Annotated in this window: 15 protein-coding genes and 1 tRNA gene; 9 read left to right on the top strand and 7 right to left on the bottom strand. The window is 29.9% G+C overall.

Going from position 1 to position 16,727, the window contains the following annotated elements; all coding sequences use genetic code 11:
- Positions 1 to 178 precede the first annotated feature (178 nt).
- The gene (locus KPL55_RS06680; protein WP_216305932.1) at positions 179 to 2,632 is read left to right on the top strand and encodes an EAL domain-containing protein; all 2,454 of its coding nucleotides are present in this window, start codon (positions 179 to 181) and stop codon (positions 2,630 to 2,632) included.
- Positions 2,633 to 2,672: 40 nt separating this feature from the next.
- On the opposite strand, the gene KPL55_RS06675 is transcribed toward KPL55_RS06680, so the two are convergent.
- A complete protein-coding gene (locus KPL55_RS06675) occupies positions 2,673 to 3,143 on the bottom strand; it encodes a GreA/GreB family elongation factor (RefSeq protein WP_216305931.1) in 471 nt (156 codons plus the stop codon).
- Positions 3,144 to 3,302: 159 nt separating this feature from the next.
- Here KPL55_RS06675 and KPL55_RS06670 point away from each other — a divergent pair.
- The 8 genes from KPL55_RS06670 (at position 3,303) to KPL55_RS06635 (ending at position 12,383) form a co-directional block, all read left to right on the top strand.
- Positions 3,303 to 3,378 (top strand) — tRNA-Ala (locus KPL55_RS06670).
- Between the two features lie 182 nt (positions 3,379 to 3,560).
- The gene (locus KPL55_RS06665; protein ID WP_216305930.1) at positions 3,561 to 6,497 is read left to right on the top strand and encodes a sigma 54-interacting transcriptional regulator; all 2,937 of its coding nucleotides are present in this window, start codon (positions 3,561 to 3,563) and stop codon (positions 6,495 to 6,497) included.
- A 279-nt stretch (positions 6,498 to 6,776) separates the two neighbouring features.
- Positions 6,777 to 7,247 carry a PTS sugar transporter subunit IIA gene (locus KPL55_RS06660; protein WP_216305929.1) on the top strand — a complete coding sequence of 157 codons (471 nt, stop codon included), beginning with the start codon at positions 6,777 to 6,779 and terminating at the stop codon, positions 7,245 to 7,247.
- Between the two features lie 29 nt (positions 7,248 to 7,276).
- The gene (locus tag KPL55_RS06655; protein ID WP_216305928.1) at positions 7,277 to 7,564 is read left to right on the top strand and encodes a PTS sugar transporter subunit IIB; all 288 of its coding nucleotides are present in this window, start codon (positions 7,277 to 7,279) and stop codon (positions 7,562 to 7,564) included.
- A gap of 75 nt (positions 7,565 to 7,639) precedes the next feature.
- On the top strand, positions 7,640 to 8,920 hold the full coding sequence (locus tag KPL55_RS06650) for a PTS galactitol transporter subunit IIC (protein WP_216305927.1): 1,281 nt from the start codon (positions 7,640 to 7,642) through the stop codon (positions 8,918 to 8,920).
- 128 nt (positions 8,921 to 9,048) lie between these two features.
- Complete coding sequence (locus tag KPL55_RS06645; RefSeq protein WP_216305926.1) at positions 9,049 to 10,098, top strand: glycerol-3-phosphate dehydrogenase; 1,050 nt, start codon at positions 9,049 to 9,051, stop codon at positions 10,096 to 10,098.
- A gap of 52 nt (positions 10,099 to 10,150) precedes the next feature.
- Positions 10,151 to 11,509, top strand: coding sequence for a sn-glycerol-1-phosphate dehydrogenase (locus KPL55_RS06640; protein ID WP_216305925.1), 1,359 nt, complete (start codon positions 10,151 to 10,153; stop codon positions 11,507 to 11,509).
- Positions 11,510 to 11,555: 46 nt separating this feature from the next.
- Positions 11,556 to 12,383 (top strand): HAD-IIA family hydrolase, encoded by an 828-nt coding sequence (locus KPL55_RS06635; protein ID WP_216305924.1) that lies wholly within the window; start codon positions 11,556 to 11,558, stop codon positions 12,381 to 12,383.
- 256 nt (positions 12,384 to 12,639) lie between these two features.
- On the opposite strand, the gene KPL55_RS06630 is transcribed toward KPL55_RS06635, so the two are convergent.
- The 6 genes from KPL55_RS06630 to KPL55_RS06605 form a co-directional block, all read right to left on the bottom strand.
- Entirely contained in the window at positions 12,640 to 13,155 is a 516-nt protein-coding gene (locus KPL55_RS06630) for a DUF536 domain-containing protein (protein ID WP_216305923.1), read from the bottom strand.
- A gap of 232 nt (positions 13,156 to 13,387) precedes the next feature.
- Complete coding sequence (locus KPL55_RS06625; RefSeq protein ID WP_216305922.1) at positions 13,388 to 13,591, bottom strand: hypothetical protein; 204 nt, start codon at positions 13,589 to 13,591, stop codon at positions 13,388 to 13,390.
- Positions 13,592 to 13,641: 50 nt separating this feature from the next.
- Complete coding sequence (locus KPL55_RS06620; RefSeq protein ID WP_216305921.1) at positions 13,642 to 14,310, bottom strand: ABC-2 transporter permease; 669 nt, start codon at positions 14,308 to 14,310, stop codon at positions 13,642 to 13,644.
- Positions 14,310 to 15,170 (bottom strand): ABC transporter ATP-binding protein, encoded by an 861-nt coding sequence (locus KPL55_RS06615; RefSeq protein WP_216305920.1) that lies wholly within the window; start codon positions 15,168 to 15,170, stop codon positions 14,310 to 14,312. The genes KPL55_RS06620 and KPL55_RS06615 overlap by 1 nt, the downstream gene beginning before the upstream one ends.
- 70 nt (positions 15,171 to 15,240) lie before the next feature.
- On the bottom strand, positions 15,241 to 15,618 hold the full coding sequence (locus KPL55_RS06610) for a GntR family transcriptional regulator (RefSeq protein ID WP_216305919.1): 378 nt from the start codon (positions 15,616 to 15,618) through the stop codon (positions 15,241 to 15,243).
- 217 nt (positions 15,619 to 15,835) lie between these two features.
- On the bottom strand, positions 15,836 to 16,573 hold the full coding sequence (locus KPL55_RS06605; protein ID WP_216305918.1) for a DUF2812 domain-containing protein: 738 nt from the start codon (positions 16,571 to 16,573) through the stop codon (positions 15,836 to 15,838).
- Between the last annotated feature and the right edge of the window lie 154 nt (positions 16,574 to 16,727).

The raw sequence follows: 16,727 nt of genomic DNA, 5'->3' as shown, positions 1-16,727 counted from the left end.
ATAGTATACTTATATAATATAAATTATTTTTATGAAAAACTAAAGATTAGGTGTAATAAGTACGATAATTAATTATATTATAAAAAGATACAGTTTAGAATTAATTATATTTGCCCAAAAAGTATTCGGGTAGTTATATTATCAATAATAAATAAATACTACTGGAGGAGAATACATAATGGTTGTTTTAACAACTTTATATCTTTTGTGCGGGATAACATATCTAATATTAGGTATATTTACATTTTTTAATGATTCAAAGAATAAATTAAACAAATTATTTACTATAAGTTGTATGAATTTAGCCTATTGGGCATTCATGACCGCTTTAATGAATGGATCTAATGATGCAAAAACTGCAAGTGATTTCTATCTATATTCTACATATTCGTGGACAACTTTTTATTGCTTATTTTTACATTATGTTATCATATTAACAGATAAAGAACACATAATAGAAAAGCGATTTGCATATTTAATTATTTATTTTCCTGCTTTACTGGCATTATATTTGTATGTTTTTCAACCTGAAACATCGCAAAATTTTGTGAGAACAAATTTAGGGTGGGTTTATATTGCTTCAACAGATAAAGGATTTATGTGGACAAATTTTTACAACCTATATTATTTTACTTATATGATAACAGTAATATTTTTTCTCGTTACATGGTGGAAAAATTCAAAAATTATAAGGGAAAGAAAACAGGCAAAACTTATATTAATTACCATATTAATAACAATAATATTAGGTGGAACTACGGATATTCTGATTCCAATATTTACAAGACCATTTATGCCTTCAGTTGGTATTATTTTAATTGGAATACCCATTATTGGAATATGGTATTCTATAAAAAAATATAAACTAATGGACCTTAATCCTGAAAATTTCGCTTTAGAGGTTTTGAAAATAATGAGTGAGGGATTAATTATTGCTAATCATGAAGGTATTATAAAAAACATTAACAATGGTGCCCTTAAATTATTAGGTTTTAAAAAAAATCAAATTAAGGATAAATTGATAAGTGATTTGTTCTCGGAGACTATAGATTTATCAAAACTAACAAATTGTAGTAGTTTGGAAATTGAAATTGTGCAAAGTAACAATAATAAATTACCGGTTCTTCTATCTTCATCAATTTTAGAAGATGAATGGGGAGATTCATTAGGAATTGTGTGTATATTTCAGGATATTTCAGAAATTAAGTTAGTCGAAAAAAAATTAGTAAAGTCTTATGATGAGCTTGAGATAAAAGTTAAGGAAAGAACTAGTGAGCTAAGTAATTCTAATAAAGAGTTAGAGCAACAAATAAATGTTCGTATAGTAATGGAAGAAAAAATTAAAAAACTAGCTTATTACGATTATTTAACAGGTCTACCAAATAGAAGATTATTCATTGATAGATTAAATCAGTGTATCTTTGACGCATTTAGCAATGGGAAAGCACTAGGGGTGCTATTTCTTGATTTGGATTCTTTTAAAAGGATAAACGACACAATGGGACATTCTAATGGCGATGAACTTTTGAGAATGGTTTCAAAGAGGTTGGTTGATATATTAAGGGAAAGTGATACTGTTTGCAGAGTTGGCGGTGACGAGTTTCTTATCTTAATTCCGAATATAGAAACCGAATTTCACGTTAAAAGAGTTGCAGAAAAAATTCTTAATATGTTTGATGAATCATTCAAAATAGATAACAATGATTTGTATATGACTACTAGTATTGGTGGCGCCATTTATCCTATAGATGGAAATGACGTAGAGACATTAATAAAAAATGCTGATATTGCAATGTATAGTGCAAAAGAAAAAGGTAGAAATAAATTTGAGCTATGTACAACACTTATTAAAAATAGTTTGGTTGAAGAAATGAAGTTAACGAAAGATTTATATAGAGCTATAGAGAGAAATGAATTAGAACTATACTATCAACCTCAAGTAAATATATTATCAGGTCAAATTATTGGGTTAGAAGCATTAATAAGATGGAATAACTCAGAACTCGGTATGGTGAATCCAGGAAGTTTTATACACATTGCTGAAAAAACAGGTTTGATATTGCCGATTGGTGAATGGGTAATTAAACGCGCTTGTAGTCAAAACAAAGAATGGCAAGATAGAGGTATTTTAAATGTTCCAATAGCGGTTAATCTATCGGTAAATCAGTTTCAAAATATAAGAATAATTGAAGATATTGTTAAAATATTAAATGAAACGGGTTTAGATCCAAAAGATTTAGAACTTGAAATAACAGAAAATATAATTATGAAGGAAACAGAGTATATCATCGAATCATTAAAACAAATAAAACAACTTGGGGTAAAAATTGCAATAGATGATTTTGGAACGGAATATTCTTCTCTAAACTATATTAAACAATTACCAGTGGATAAAATAAAAATAGATATGTCATTTGTTAAAGGAATAAACATAGACAAGAAAGATGAAGCAATTATTAGGGTTATAATTTCATTAGCTAAAAATCTAGGATTAAAAGTAATTGCAGAAGGTGTGGAAACAAAAGAACAATTAGATTTCCTAAGAGATGAAATGTGTGATGAAATACAAGGTTATTATTACTACAAACCAATGCCGGCGAGTCGAATAGAAGAATTAATGTTAAAAAAATAGGCTGTTTGATATTCCCTCGGACTTATAGTTCGGGGGAATATCAATTTTTAGATATGTTAATTAGCTCTATTTTATAATTCCCATCAGGTGATCCAACATCAACTATAGATCCTATTGTTTTTCCGAATAATACTTTTCCTATTGGTGATTCAATACTGTACTTGCCTTTTAATATATCTACTTGTAATGTTGTAACAAGCTCTATTTCTTCTATGTCATCACTTCCTTCAAATTTTATTGTTAGCTTATTACCTATATTTGCACCTTTAGTATTATCAATAATATCATCTATAATCTGGGCAGATCTAATCATTTTTATTAAATAACCCATTCTTCTGAAGTTTTCGTACATACTTGTTTTAGCAGCTTTATATTCAGCATTTTCACTTCTATCACCATGGGCTGCAGCTATCATCTTTTCATGAGCAATTTCCATTGTTAATGGACCTTTACGATAATCAAATTCCTTTTGAAGTTCCTCAACATCTTTTTTAGTGAGTTTATTATTCATTTTGGCACCTTCTTTAATATATAGTTTAGCACAAGTGAGATAGATTCGCTTTAATAAGTAATATTTCCAAGGAAATTTTTATTTGAGTATAAAAATTATAGAATATCTGTGATATAATTATTTAAGGATATTAATAAAATATTCTCAAGATATCTATATGGGGGTATGGCGCAGTTGGGAGCGCGCTTGGATGGCATTCAAGAGGTCGGGGGTTCGAGTCCCCCTATCTCCACCATAATAATTAGTAGTTTTCAAAACAATATAGAATTAGGAAAGAGAAAATCAATAAAAGTATGAATTCATTTCTAATGATAAATCATACTTTTTTTAATTGTAACATATATTTACATTGAAACTGTATTTGAAATCGAATACAATTAAATGTAGAATTCAAAATGGTTATGGGAGGTATGAAATGTGATTGAAAATACGATACTTGAGCTAATTGAAACTGAAGACAAAAAAAATCCATTAACTGATAATGATATTGCAAAGAGAGTAAATACAACTAGAGCATACATAACTCAATTTAGAAAAGAAAATAATGTACCTAATTCAAACCAAAGAAGAGAAGAGATATTGCGAGATGATATTATAAGAATTATTACTAATGATAAATTAATATCAGATAATATGTTAAGTAAAAGACTTTTGGATATTGGATATGACGTTTCTAGGTACTCTGCCACTCAAATAAGAAGGCAACTTGATTTAGATGTGACGCACGAAGTTGATAATGATGAAAATGCAGTGGAAAGTATAATAAAAGTTGTAGAAAATGTTACTGATACTAATTTAAGTAATGGGGAAAATTTGAACAAGAAAGATATAAATAATAATTTAAGGGAAATTATAGGATACCATGGATCACTCAGGAATCAAATAAGGCAAGCGGAAGCAGCAATTTTATATCCACCACATGGGCTCCATACACTAATACTTGGTCCTTCTGGGGTAGGGAAAAGTTTTTTTGCAGAAGCTATGTATAAATTTGCAATTAATTCCTCTAATTTTAATAATAACGCACCATTCATAGTATTCAATTGTGCAGATTATGCGGAGAATCCCCAATTACTTCTATCTCAATTATTTGGATATGTAAAAGGTGCTTTTACTGGCGCAAATTCTGATAAAATTGGGGTAGTAGAAAAGGCTAATGGTGGTATATTATTTTTAGATGAAGTGCATAGATTACCTAATGAAGGGCAAGAAATCTTATTTCATTTACTCGACAAGGGTAATTATAGGAGACTAGGTGAAACCGAAAATAGTAGAACAGCCAATGTTATGATTACTGCTGCTACGACAGAGGATCCAGAATCATCATTGTTGTTAACCTTTCGTCGAAGAATACCAATGATAATTGATCTACCGTCTATTAATGACAGGCCAATTAGCGAAAGATACATATTGATTGAAAATTTCTTTTCGCAGGAAGCACAGAGGGTTGGAAAAGAGATTACTATTAGGTTTTATGTTATTAGGTCTTTGCTTTTATATAATTGTCCTGGTAATATAGGGCAATTAAGAAGTGATATACAGGTGGCATGTGCGAAAGGGTTTTTGAATTCATTAAGTAATAATTTAGCTGTGGTTATTGAAATAACAGACTTACCTGATCATGTACCTTTGGGAATATTAAGTGTTGCAAGCAGGAATTCAATAACAGACGATATATGCAATGATGATTTAGTTGTTAATCCTGGAATTGTAAGCACACATAAGCTAAAAGATGACAGGTATATATTGCCTGATGAAATATATAGTAATATACAAGAAAAATATTATCATCTTGAAAAACAGGGACTTAAAAAAGAGGAAATAAATAAGATTATATGGAATAAAATGAAGTTTGATTTAAATAGATTTGCTAAAAATATAGAGTCAAATACATTTTTTTCTAAAGAAGAATTAAAGAATATAGTTGATGAAAAAGTATTGAGGGTTGTTGAAAATGTAACTAACATAGCTAAAAGTTATATAAAGAATTTAAAGGAAAATTTTTATTATTGTATAGCAGTGCATCTTAATTCTACTTATGATCGTATAAAAAAAGGAAAGATAATTATAAATTCTCAATTAGAATATATTAAAAATGAATATCATAATGAATACAGAGTTGCTAAAATACTTACTGAAGAGATAAATAACAGTTTAGATATAGAGTTACCAGAAGATGAAGTTGGTTTTATAGCTATGTATTTAAAAACCTTTTCTACTATAGACCAAGAGATAAGTAGAGTTAATGTAATTGTATTAAGTCATGGTCACGTAGCTTGTGGAATGGCCGATGTATCAAATAAGCTATTAGGAACAAACCTCGCTATAGGAATTGAAATGTCCCTTGATGAGAGTCCTCAAACACTACTTAAAAAAACAATAGAAACAGTAAAAAAAGTGCATGAAGGTAAAGGGTGTTTGTTACTCGTGGATATGGGGTCATTAGTCACTTTTGGCGAGATTATTACTAAACAGACAGGAATTCCTACAAGGATAATTGGTAGAGTGGACACAGTAATGGTTCTCGAAGCGGTTAGGCGTGCACTGATAACAAGTGATCTGGACGAAATAGCTGATGCTTTAGATGGAGATAAATCCTATGTCGGTCAGGTAAAGGGAACTAAAAAGTATTTAAAGACAATAATTACGGTATGTATAACAGGTGAGGGAACAGCACTTAAAATCAAGACATATCTTGAAGATATAATGGATTGCTCGAGTGAAAATATAAATATAATTCCAATTGGAATTATGAACAGAGATAGTGCACAAGATAAAATCCGTAAGCTTAGTGAAGATCATAATATAATTGCAATAGTTGGGACTATAAATCCAGATATTTTACAGATTCCATTCATTTCATTTCAGGATATTTTAAAAGAAGATGGCAAACGATTGTTAAAGAATCTAATGGGAATAAAGGTAATTAGTCCATTAGCAAATGTAATAGATGAAGAACTCATACAAATTCGGGATGATCTATTTTTAAAAGTTGATGTAATTGATGAGATGTCCAAGCTCTTAAAAGTGACAGGTAATGTTAATGAAAATTATGCAATGAGTATATATAAAAGAGAAATGATGGGTGGGACAATAATTGTAGGTAATGTTGCAATACCACATGGATTACCGGAATGCGTTGTAAAATCTTCATTAGCTATTTTTAAACTCAAACATTCTATAACTTGGGAGAATGATATTGAAACAAATTTAATAATTATGATAGCAATCAAAGAAAATGATAAGGAGATAATTTTGAAATTATTTGATTTATTCTCTAAAGGAGAAATAATTGGAAAAATAGGTCAAGCAAAATCGGCGAAAGAGATTGCTAATTTATTTTTAGAAGAATAATATATTAATAAAATATATTAGAAGGTAGAAGCGTAGAGGCTTTTATCTTCTTTTTTTTATTGAAAATGTAACCCATTATTTTTTCAACAGGTTTCTGGCACGACAATTGCTTTAATAATTACATATAGGAAAGTTAGTAAGTAAGGTTATCTTTTTTATAAAAAACAATCTATTACTTTTTCAACAGGTTTCTGGCACGATAATTGCTTTAATAATTATGTAGAAAGAGTAAGTACAAAAGAAAATCATTAAAAATTAAACCCAAAAGGGGGAAGTGTAATGGCAGAAAGTATTAATGAATATTTAAACAAGGATTTAATAATAAGCAATCTTGAAGCAAAAACAACGGACGATATTTTTTATGCTTTGTCCGAAATGTTGTTAAAAGCTAACTATGTAAAGGATTCCTTTTATGATGGCTTAGTGAAAAGAGAAAGTAAATTTCCAACTGGTTTAACACTCGGGGAATACAATGTAGCAATACCTCATACTGATGCAATTCATGTAATTAAGCCAGCTATAGCGATTGCAACATTAAAGCATCCAGTAACATTTAATAATATGGATGGGGATGGTCAAGTCGAAGTCAATGTTGTATTTGCAATGGTTCTAAATGAACCTCACAGTCAGATAATGATGTTGCAGCAACTAATGCTTTTAATTCAAAATGAAGATATTTTAAAGAGCTTGAATGAAGCAAAAGATAGCGAAGAAGTGTATGCTATAGTATCAAAATTCGATTGTGTTTAATATAAAAATAATTTAACGGAGGTAATATTATGAATAAGCAAAAAGTAGTATTGGTTGCATGCGGTACTGGAATAGCAACTTCAACAGTTGTGTGTAAAAAGGTAGAGGATTTAATACTAGCTAATAATATAAATGCAAGAGTTATTCAATGTAAAATTTCGGAGGTTCCTGGTTATGAAGATAGTGCAGATCTTTTAGTTACAACAACAATTGCATCAAGAACATATAAAATCCCTGTAATTAAGGCAATAAATTATTTAACTAACATAAATACACAAAAGGTAGATCAAGCTATTATAGATGCTCTAAAAGAATAGGATTTGAGCTAATATATAAATCCGGTTATTTACAAAGTTTTTTAAAAATAAATTTAAATATAAGGGGGAAAATTCATGTTACTAAAAGTTGTTCAATACATCTTAGGTTTAGGACCGACAGTAATATTACCACTTACAATTACAATCATGGGAATTTGTTTTAAATTAGGATTTAAGAAATCGTTTAAATCAGGTATTACAATCGGAGTTGGTTTCGTAGGTATTAATTTAGTTATAGGACTACTTACTGAAAATTTAGGAGCAGCTACATCAATGATGGTAACCAGATATGGATTACATTTAAGTGTATTAGATGTTGGTTGGCCAGCAGCAGCTGCAATTAGTTGGGCTTCTCCAATAGCAGCGGTAATGATACCAATAGCAATGCTTGTAAACGTTATATTATTATTTTTAAAATTTACAAATGTAGTTAATATAGATATATGGAATTATTGGCACTTTACAGCAGCAGGAGCAACAGTACTGGTTTTAACAAACGGAAATTGGGGACTTGCAATACTCGCAGCAGTAATATATGAAATTGCAGTTCTTAAAATTGCTGATTGGACAGCACCTATGGTTGAAGAATTTTTCGGACTTGAAGGAGTATCATTACCAACAGGTTCAACTGCAGCTTGTGGTCTTATAGGTATCCCAGTTGCAAAAGTAGTAGGAATGATTCCTGGAGTAAAGAATTTGAAAGCAGATCCAGAATCCATTCAAAAAAGGTTTGGTGTTTTTGGAGAACCTATGATGATGGGTTTAGTACTTGGTGTATTAATTGGATTTCTAGCTGGATACGATATTGGAAAATGTGTTCAATTAGGTATTATTATGGCCGGTGTAATGTTCTTAATGCCTCGTATGGTTAAAATATTAATGGAAGGTTTAATTCCAATCTCAGAAGGAGTTAGAGAATTTTTACAGAAAACTAACTTTGGTAAAGATAGAAAATTAACAATAGGACTAGACGCAGCTGTTGCAGTTGGACATCCAGCAGTTATAGCAACTGCACTTGTATTAGTTCCTATTACATTATTCTTAGCTGTTGTATTGCCTGGTAATAAGGTTCTACCTTTTGGAGATTTAACTACAATATGTTTTTATGTTGCATTTATAGTAGGATCAACAAAGGGCAATATTATTCATTCAGTTATATCTGGAACTGTAGTTATGGCACTTGCATTACTCATGGCAACAAACATTGCTGGGTTCCACACTCAAATTGCACAAATGGCGCAGTTTAAAATGCCAGCTGGAACAACTATGATTTCAAGTTTAGATTTAGGTGGTAACTTCTTAAATTGGATAATAGTCAAAGTATTCCAAGTATTCACAGGTGGATTTATATTTTAATTAGGTAATATATGAAAACTTAAAGAGTGCTAACCGGCACTCTTTATCATTTATAAATAAATTCATATTTAAGGAAACATTTAGGTTTATAATTAATTTTATTAATAATTTTAATAGGAGGCTATATTATGAAAATTATAACAATTATTGGAGCTGGACAGATGGCATGTGCCTTATCATTTCCTGCAACTGAAAATGGTAACAAGGTAAGGGTAGTTGGTACTCCACTTGATAGAGAAGTCGTTGAAACAGCAAAATCTACAGGTTTTCATACTTTATTAAAACGTCAATTACCTAAAACAGGTATTGAGTACTTTCAAATAGAGGATGTAGATAAAGCATTAGATGGTGCTGATGTTGTTATTTGTGGAGTAAGTAGTTTTGGTGTTGACTGGTTTGCAGAAAACATATTGCATATCATACCTGAAAATGTTCCTCTTCTTTCAATAACAAAAGGAATGATTGATTTAGAAGACGGTACTATGATTACTTATCCACAATACTTTCAAAGCAAACTTGTTTCAAATAAAAAACTATCCATTAATGCTATAGGCGGTCCATGCACTAGTTATGAACTTGCTGACAAAGATAATTCTGTTGTATCCTTTTGTGGAGATAACATAGAAACCCTTAGAATGCTTAAGAGTTTATTCGAAGCTCCTTACTATCATATCAGTTTATCTACAGATGTTGTAGGCGTTGAGTGTGCAGTAGCACTTAAAAACGGATATGCACTAGGCGTATCATTAGCTATAGGCCTTGCTATTGGAGCCGATGGATCAGGGCATGAACATTATAATTCTCAGGCTGGACTGTTTGGACAAAGCGTAAAGGAAATGAAACATCTACTTGAAATAGTTGGTGGTGGAGAAGAAAATATTATATTATCTGCTGGTGATCTTTATGTAACTGTATTTGGTGGACGTACACGTAAAGTCGGAACTCTACTTGGACAAGGGCTTTCAATCGAAGAATCTATCAAAAAATTAGAAGGAGTAACGCTAGAATCAATAGTTATCGCTACTCGTACAGCACGTGGCGTGCGTGCCCTTGCAAAAAGAGGAATTGTAAAACTTAGCGATTTCCCACTATTAATGCATGTTGATAATATTATTAATGGCGGGGCTGCTGCTGTTGATATTCCTTGGAAGGCTTTCGAAACAGAAACAATAATATAAAAAGTTAGGTAATGGCGGTATATAATAAATGTAATCCAAGGAGGATGAGCTTATGAAAGATTTATCAACCCTAAGTGCGGAAGAAATGACTGGTCTTGATTACATGTGTACATGTGGTAAGAATCATAGTGTAGGAATAGAAACTATAAAAGTTGGACAAGGTGTTATAGTTGAACTATCAACAGTAATTAAGAGTTATGAAGGCAAAAAAGTATTTATTATTGAAGACACACATACCTACAAGGTAGCGGGAAAACAAGTTGAAGAGTTATTAAAAGATAAATTTAATGTTAGTAAGTATGTATTTAATGAGGAACATTTACATCCTAATGAACTTGCTCTTGGGAAATTATTACTTGAAATACCTGGCGATACATCACTTATAATTGCAGTAGGATCAGGTACAATTAATGATATTTCAAGGTTTATGAGCTGTAAGCTACATATTCCTTATGTTATTGTGGGAACAGCTCCTTCAATGGATGGTTATGCATCAGTAGTTTCTCCACTAATTCGCGATAGTGTTAAAGTTACTTATGATGGAGTATATCCACTAGCAATTATTTGCGACAGTGATATTATGAAGGATGCACCTATGCTAATGATTCAAGCGGGTCTTGGAGATATTCTAGGTAAATATACGGCCCTTGCAGATTGGCATATTGCAAAAATTTTAAATGGAGAATATTTTTGTGCTGAAGTTGAGAAATTAGTTCTTACATCACTTAAGAAATGTGAGGAAGCTGCAGCTGGGGTAACAAGTAGAGATCCTAAAACAGTAGAAAACATAACTGATGCACTAATTTTATCTGGAGTCGCAATTGGAATGGTTGGAGCTTCAAGACCTGCATCTGGCGGAGAGCACTATATATCCCATTGTTATGAAATGATGGCTTTGAACAGTGGTGAGAATGGAGAATGGCTCCATGGTAATACAGTAGGTGTAGGTGTAGGAGTTGTAGCTTATGCATTTAAATATGCTAAAGATTTAGATATTAACGAAATACTTAAAAAAGGCGATTACGTGCATCTTGATAAAAATAAATGGATACAAAATATAACAGATGTATTTACTGTAAGTGCAAAAAATATTATTGAATTTAAGCAAGATGCTATTAATTTTAATGAAGCAGAAAGAAAAGTAAGTATGAATAAAATAGTGTCAAACTGGGACGCTATAAAAAAAGTTTGTGATGTTAATGTTCCAGAGCCTGAGGAAATAATTAAGACATTGAAAAAAGCAGGTGCAGTTTGGAATCCGAGTGAGGTAGGACTAAGTAAAGAACTCTTTAGAAAAAGTTTTATTGCTGCAAAGGATATGCGTAATAGATATGGTATTATGCAACTTCTTGAAGATATAGGAATGCTTGACGCGGCCGCTGATTATATAACAAATATTTATTATAAATAAATTAGAGGCTACTCTAAAACTATGTATAAAAGGAGATGTTATAGGTATGGGTAGAACAATTGATACAAAAGAGACTTCAATAGATATTTTAAAAGGAGTAAAATGCTTTATTCTTGATCTTGATGGAACTGTTTATTTAGGTGATAAAATATTAGATGGTTCTATTAAATTTTTAGAAGAGCTAGAAAAAAACAATATAGCATTTAAATTCTTCACAAATAACTCATCTAAAAATGCAGAAGTTTATATAAATAGAATTAAAAAAATGGGATATAACTTAAGTGATGATAAAATGCTTATTTCTAATTTTGTAATTATTAATTATCTAAAAGAAAATATGCCAAATAAAAAAGTATTTGTTTTAGGAACTGAGTATTTAAAAGCTGATTTTAGGGCTGCAAATATTAATGTTGTTACCGAGGACGCTGATGTTGTTGTGGTTGGTTTTGATACATCTCTTGTATATGAAAATGTTTCTAAAGCTTGTGAATATATAAGAAATGGAGCAACATTCCTAGGTGTAAATCCTGACTTTAATTGTCCAACTGAAGATGGATTCATTCCAGATTGCGGATCAATATGTTCTATGATCACAGCATCTACTGGAGTGGTTCCAGAATACTTTGGTAAACCCTCACATCATACATTAAAATATGTAATCGAAAATACTGGATTTAAAGAGGAAGAAATTGCTTTTGTAGGAGACAGACTTTATACAGATATAGCTATTAGTAATGGTAACGATTCTGTGAGTATCCTTGTTTTATCAGGTGAAGCAAAAATGGAGGATTTAGTTGATTCTGAAATACAACCTACTCTTATTTTTAATTCATTAGGCGGAGTGAAAGACGTATTAGAGGAAATATATAAATAATAAGATTAATTATAAAACAGGTCTTATACTTTGAAGATTAGAGTATAGGCCTGTTTTTATGCGCTAAAAAAGTATATATTACGTATAATGCATTGAAGCGAGCTTTAGAACTTCTTATTTTATTTTAATTAAGATGCGTAAGGAAAACATATGTTTGAGCGATAGCGAGTTTATGTTTTTAGCAGATTAAATTAAAAAAAATTAGTAGTTCTTAGCGAAGCGACTGCATTAATAGTAATATATACTTTTTTTCTTTTTATCTATCAAATAACTTTTGGAAAATTCCTCTTTTTCTACGTGAATCTTCCACAGCAGCGGTTATAGCTCTTTGTCTTTCAAGAGATTCATTTAGAGTATTAACCAATTGAATATCGTGCTCTTTAATGGTTTCGGGTAATGATAACACAATTTTATTTTTCTCTTGTTCCTGTTTAAATAGGACTTGTGTATTTTCTAATAATTTATTAATATTATATATTTGTCCATCTTTTACATTCAATTGTTCCTTAATAAAATCTATATTATTTTTAAGGATTTCAATCATATCTTCTTTTAATAGTGTAACTGAAGTTGCTGCAACTTCTGCCTGGGCTTCAGAATTTTGATTATATTTTAGACTTTGTTTAATTGCTTCGAGACCTTTATCATCTACACAGGTTTTACCATTATGGAATATTAAAAAAGGTTTTATTTCAGGTAATTTCATTTTAGCATAAGCTGTTACTTTACTTACGTTTAATTGTTTAGCAATTTTAAATGCATCATAAATCATTGTATGCGCCTCCTAATTATATATAGATAGTATTCTCCATATATTACCAAATACCTTTTAAAAATAAATTATATTTGGTAAAATTAATTAGAATTTTATTAAATTTAATAAAAATATGAATAAAGTTTAACTAAGAGGCTAATAATGGTTTGAAATCGGTAATTTTAGGAGTTAAGTATTAGTTAATGTTAATTAAATTTAAGGCGCAGAGAAAATTTAATTTCTACTTTAGTTATAAATCAGTATTATTCCTATCATTACTAAGAAGAAGACCCCATACAAGAATAGGTAAAAACGACAGAATTAAATATAATGTACCAAATTTATTTCCTACGATACCAAGTTCAGCTGATAAAACAAGCAGAACCATGGTGTAACTAACTTTGTAGGTATGAAAATTGCTAGATAACCTGTTTAAAAACTTATTTTTTTTCATTTGGAATACCTCCATCTTTATTATTTTTTATAGTGTTGAATTACAAGAGTTTAAAACTCCTTATTATTATAAATACGGATTGAAATCATTAGAGAAATTAAAAGAAAAATTAAACCTACCATTAAAGCTAAAGAATTTTGTGTTAGACTAGAAGTGTTATTAATAAAATAATTAAGTTTATGAACTAAAATATTATCCGGATTAGAAGTAATGTAGTCAAAAGCTAAAGATGGTACAAAAAAAATTGCCATAAAGATTATAAAAGTAAATATCTTCATTTTAGCATCGCCAAATTTAAAATACACAGGAAAAAATATAGAACTAAATATACATATAAACGATAGAACTAAAACAATATCCAATAATGAAATTGATCTAGTAAACATTGGTAGTCCAATAATCTTGCCTATAAACCCAATTAATATAGAATAGATAATGCCAAAAGCTCCAAATACAAATGTTGATATATATTTTGAAAAAACAATATCATCTCTTTTAATCGGTAAACTAATTAATACAATTTGACTTTTGTTTTTATCATCATAAGTTACAGCAGTAGTTATGAATAGATAGGTAGTTACCGTTGGCGATAGTACATATAAAGCAAGTCCACTCGGGCCCATGGAAGATAAAGTGAGTGCCGCAAAAATAGTGTAAAGAAGAGAATATACCAACATCTTTTTCTGAATAAGAATATCCTTTATTATTAAATTCATCATTAAATATTCCCCCTAACTGTATACACCATAATATCTTCAAGAGAAGCTTTTTCAATAACACCTTTACCTTTAAATATTTGCCTTGCACGAGTAATATTTTTAGTAAGAGCCTCAAATCCAAAATCAGTTTCTTTTATACTTACAAATTCGCCTCTTATGTCATTGTCTAAAAGGTCTTTACTTCCTTTAACTATTCCATAATTCTCTACAATTTCATCTTTAGTTTGCGAGAAAACTAATTTACCTTTATTTATAAATGTAATATAATCTGCTATTTTTTCAAGATCTGTAGTTACGTGAGTTGAAAAGAATATACTTACATTTTCATCTTGAATTATACTGTACAAAATATCTAGTAGCTCACTGCGAAAGACGGGGTCGAGTCCTGAGGTAGGTTCATCCATAATAATTAGCTCTGCATTATGAGAAAGGGCAAGCGCTAGAGAAAGTTTCATTTTCATTCCTTTTGATAAGTTTTTGATTTTATTTTTTTTAGGAAGTTCAAATTCTTTTATATATTTTTCAAAGAAGGTGTCATTCCAGGCAGTGTAAAAAGGTTTAATGATATTTTTCATCTCTATAATATTCAATTCCTCATAGAAATAATTTTCGTCATAAACAAAACCTATTTTCTGTTTAATTTCTTTATTGTGTTTTAAATGGTCTAGTCCAAAAACATTTATTTCCCCACTGTTTTTCTTAATAAGATTCATTATAAGTTTTATAGTAGTACTCTTTCCTGAACCATTCGGACCTATAAATCCCATTACAGAACCTCTTGGAACATTAAAACTTAGATTATCTAAAGTGAAATCCTTATACGACTTTGTTAAATTTTTTATTTCTAAAATATTATCCATATTTTTGCCTCCTTGAATAGTTCATAAAATATAATAATCATAGATTATTAACTAGTTTTACTTAGTGATGTTAATTTTCTTCGTTGTATAATAACGTAAGCATATTTTGTAATTCTCCTAAGCTTAAATTCAACAGTTTGCACTCAGAGGTTACTTCAGTTAGTTTTTCTTCTATAGCTGCTAATCGTTTTTCTCTAATTAAATCTTTGTTTTGGCCAGAAACATAGGACCCTTTTCCAGGAACTGTTTCTATAAAACCTTCTCTTTCAAGTTCTTCATAAGCTCTTTTAGTTGTTATAACACTTATCTGAAGCTCTTTTGCTAAAAGTCTTATAGACGGTAGGGTATCTCCTGCTGAAAGCTCCTCTCTCATAATGGAGGTTTTAATTTGTGTTACTATTTGCTCATAAATTGGATCCTGTGATGAATTAGATATTATAATATTCATGGTTAACTCCTTTGTACATAGTGTATATATACTATATACTCAGTATATGCGTTTTAGCATTTAATGTCAACAAAATCTAGAAAAGCTAAAAATATGAAATTATAAAAATAGGAAAAGATTATTACTGTTGAAAATTAAGCAGTATAAAACACAAAGCCTGTTAACGTTTGGTTAACAGACTTTGAAGTATTTAATATTGAAACCCTCAGGAGATAATTTAACTGATTTTCTTTTTAATCCTTATATAGTAGCCTAGAGATTTTACTATAAAATATCCAAATTCAACTATTCCTAATGAAAACACTATAAGTAATAGCCAGTTTACTGTAAAACCTTTTAAATACATTTTTAGGTTTAAAATTATTAGGGATAAATATATTATAGTTACGGGAGTAAATAAAATGCAATAAAACATACAGTGATTTCTTGCATGTTTAATTATATGGTTAGTATCTGAGTATAAGGCTGGTTTTTGCCAAGTATACTCTTTACACCACAATGTATGTTTTGTGAAAATTGAAGAAGATGTAAATATCATTTTCCAATCGTTAGACTCATGAATTTCGAAATAGCTTTCATTTACTTTAACTTGAAAGTCTAAAGAATATTTTATGTTTCTTGAATTACCTTTCTTAAAGTAAAAAGTATTACCTGATCCATTCATCCTATAAAGGTTATAACCCTTGATTTCCATGTTCTCTAGCCATTCCTCTATTTTATCAGGAGAATAAATCCAACCAAGTTTAACTTTTTTAATAGCTTTTCCATCTTTAATTAACTTTCTTTCACTTATATAATCTATTATTTCGTCTTTTAGTAGCGTAAAGCTTAAATTAGTCCCTAAAGTGTTTTCTGTATTAAGTTTTCTATCTGATTTAGAGAGTTTTATCATTATATAAATTAATGATATTAGAATTAGTAAGATTACTATCATTGATAGTTTAGCACCTGGCATAAAAGTATTATTTAGTGCAGTGTCATTAAAATTAAAAAGTAGCTGTGAATGATACTATATAAGTGTACCACTTGAAGCTATTTCGATATCGAATTAGTTTACCATCTAACATTAAATTCCTGTAAAATGGTAGTAACTATCTTACAGGGGGGAT

It is taken from the genome of Clostridium lacusfryxellense (assembly GCF_018861735.1).
GTDB lineage: Bacteria > Bacillota > Clostridia > Clostridiales > Clostridiaceae > Clostridium_AD > Clostridium_AD lacusfryxellense.
Note: the sequence above shows the minus strand (reverse complement) of the source record. Positions and strands in the feature narration are given on the sequence as shown.

Coding starts and splice junctions, on each gene's coding strand:
- KPL55_RS06660 (WP_216305929.1), top strand. CDS start 6,777: ATGGCAGAAAGTATTAATGAATATTTAAACAAGGATTTAATAATAAGC.
- KPL55_RS06650 (WP_216305927.1), top strand. CDS start 7,640: ATGTTACTAAAAGTTGTTCAATACATCTTAGGTTTAGGACCGACAGTA.
- KPL55_RS06680 (WP_216305932.1), top strand. CDS start 179: ATGGTTGTTTTAACAACTTTATATCTTTTGTGCGGGATAACATATCTA.
- KPL55_RS06615 (WP_216305920.1), bottom strand. CDS start 15,170: ATGGATAATATTTTAGAAATAAAAAATTTAACAAAGTCGTATAAGGAT.
- KPL55_RS06640 (WP_216305925.1), top strand. CDS start 10,151: ATGAAAGATTTATCAACCCTAAGTGCGGAAGAAATGACTGGTCTTGAT.
- KPL55_RS06620 (WP_216305921.1), bottom strand. CDS start 14,310: ATGATGAATTTAATAATAAAGGATATTCTTATTCAGAAAAAGATGTTG.
- KPL55_RS06655 (WP_216305928.1), top strand. CDS start 7,277: ATGAATAAGCAAAAAGTAGTATTGGTTGCATGCGGTACTGGAATAGCA.
- KPL55_RS06605 (WP_216305918.1), bottom strand. CDS start 16,573: ATGCCAGGTGCTAAACTATCAATGATAGTAATCTTACTAATTCTAATA.
- KPL55_RS06625 (WP_216305922.1), bottom strand. CDS start 13,591: ATGAAAAAAAATAAGTTTTTAAACAGGTTATCTAGCAATTTTCATACC.
- KPL55_RS06630 (WP_216305923.1), bottom strand. CDS start 13,155: ATGATTTATGATGCATTTAAAATTGCTAAACAATTAAACGTAAGTAAA.
- KPL55_RS06675 (WP_216305931.1), bottom strand. CDS start 3,143: ATGAATAATAAACTCACTAAAAAAGATGTTGAGGAACTTCAAAAGGAA.
- KPL55_RS06610 (WP_216305919.1), bottom strand. CDS start 15,618: ATGAATATTATAATATCTAATTCATCACAGGATCCAATTTATGAGCAA.
- KPL55_RS06635 (WP_216305924.1), top strand. CDS start 11,556: ATGGGTAGAACAATTGATACAAAAGAGACTTCAATAGATATTTTAAAA.
- KPL55_RS06645 (WP_216305926.1), top strand. CDS start 9,049: ATGAAAATTATAACAATTATTGGAGCTGGACAGATGGCATGTGCCTTA.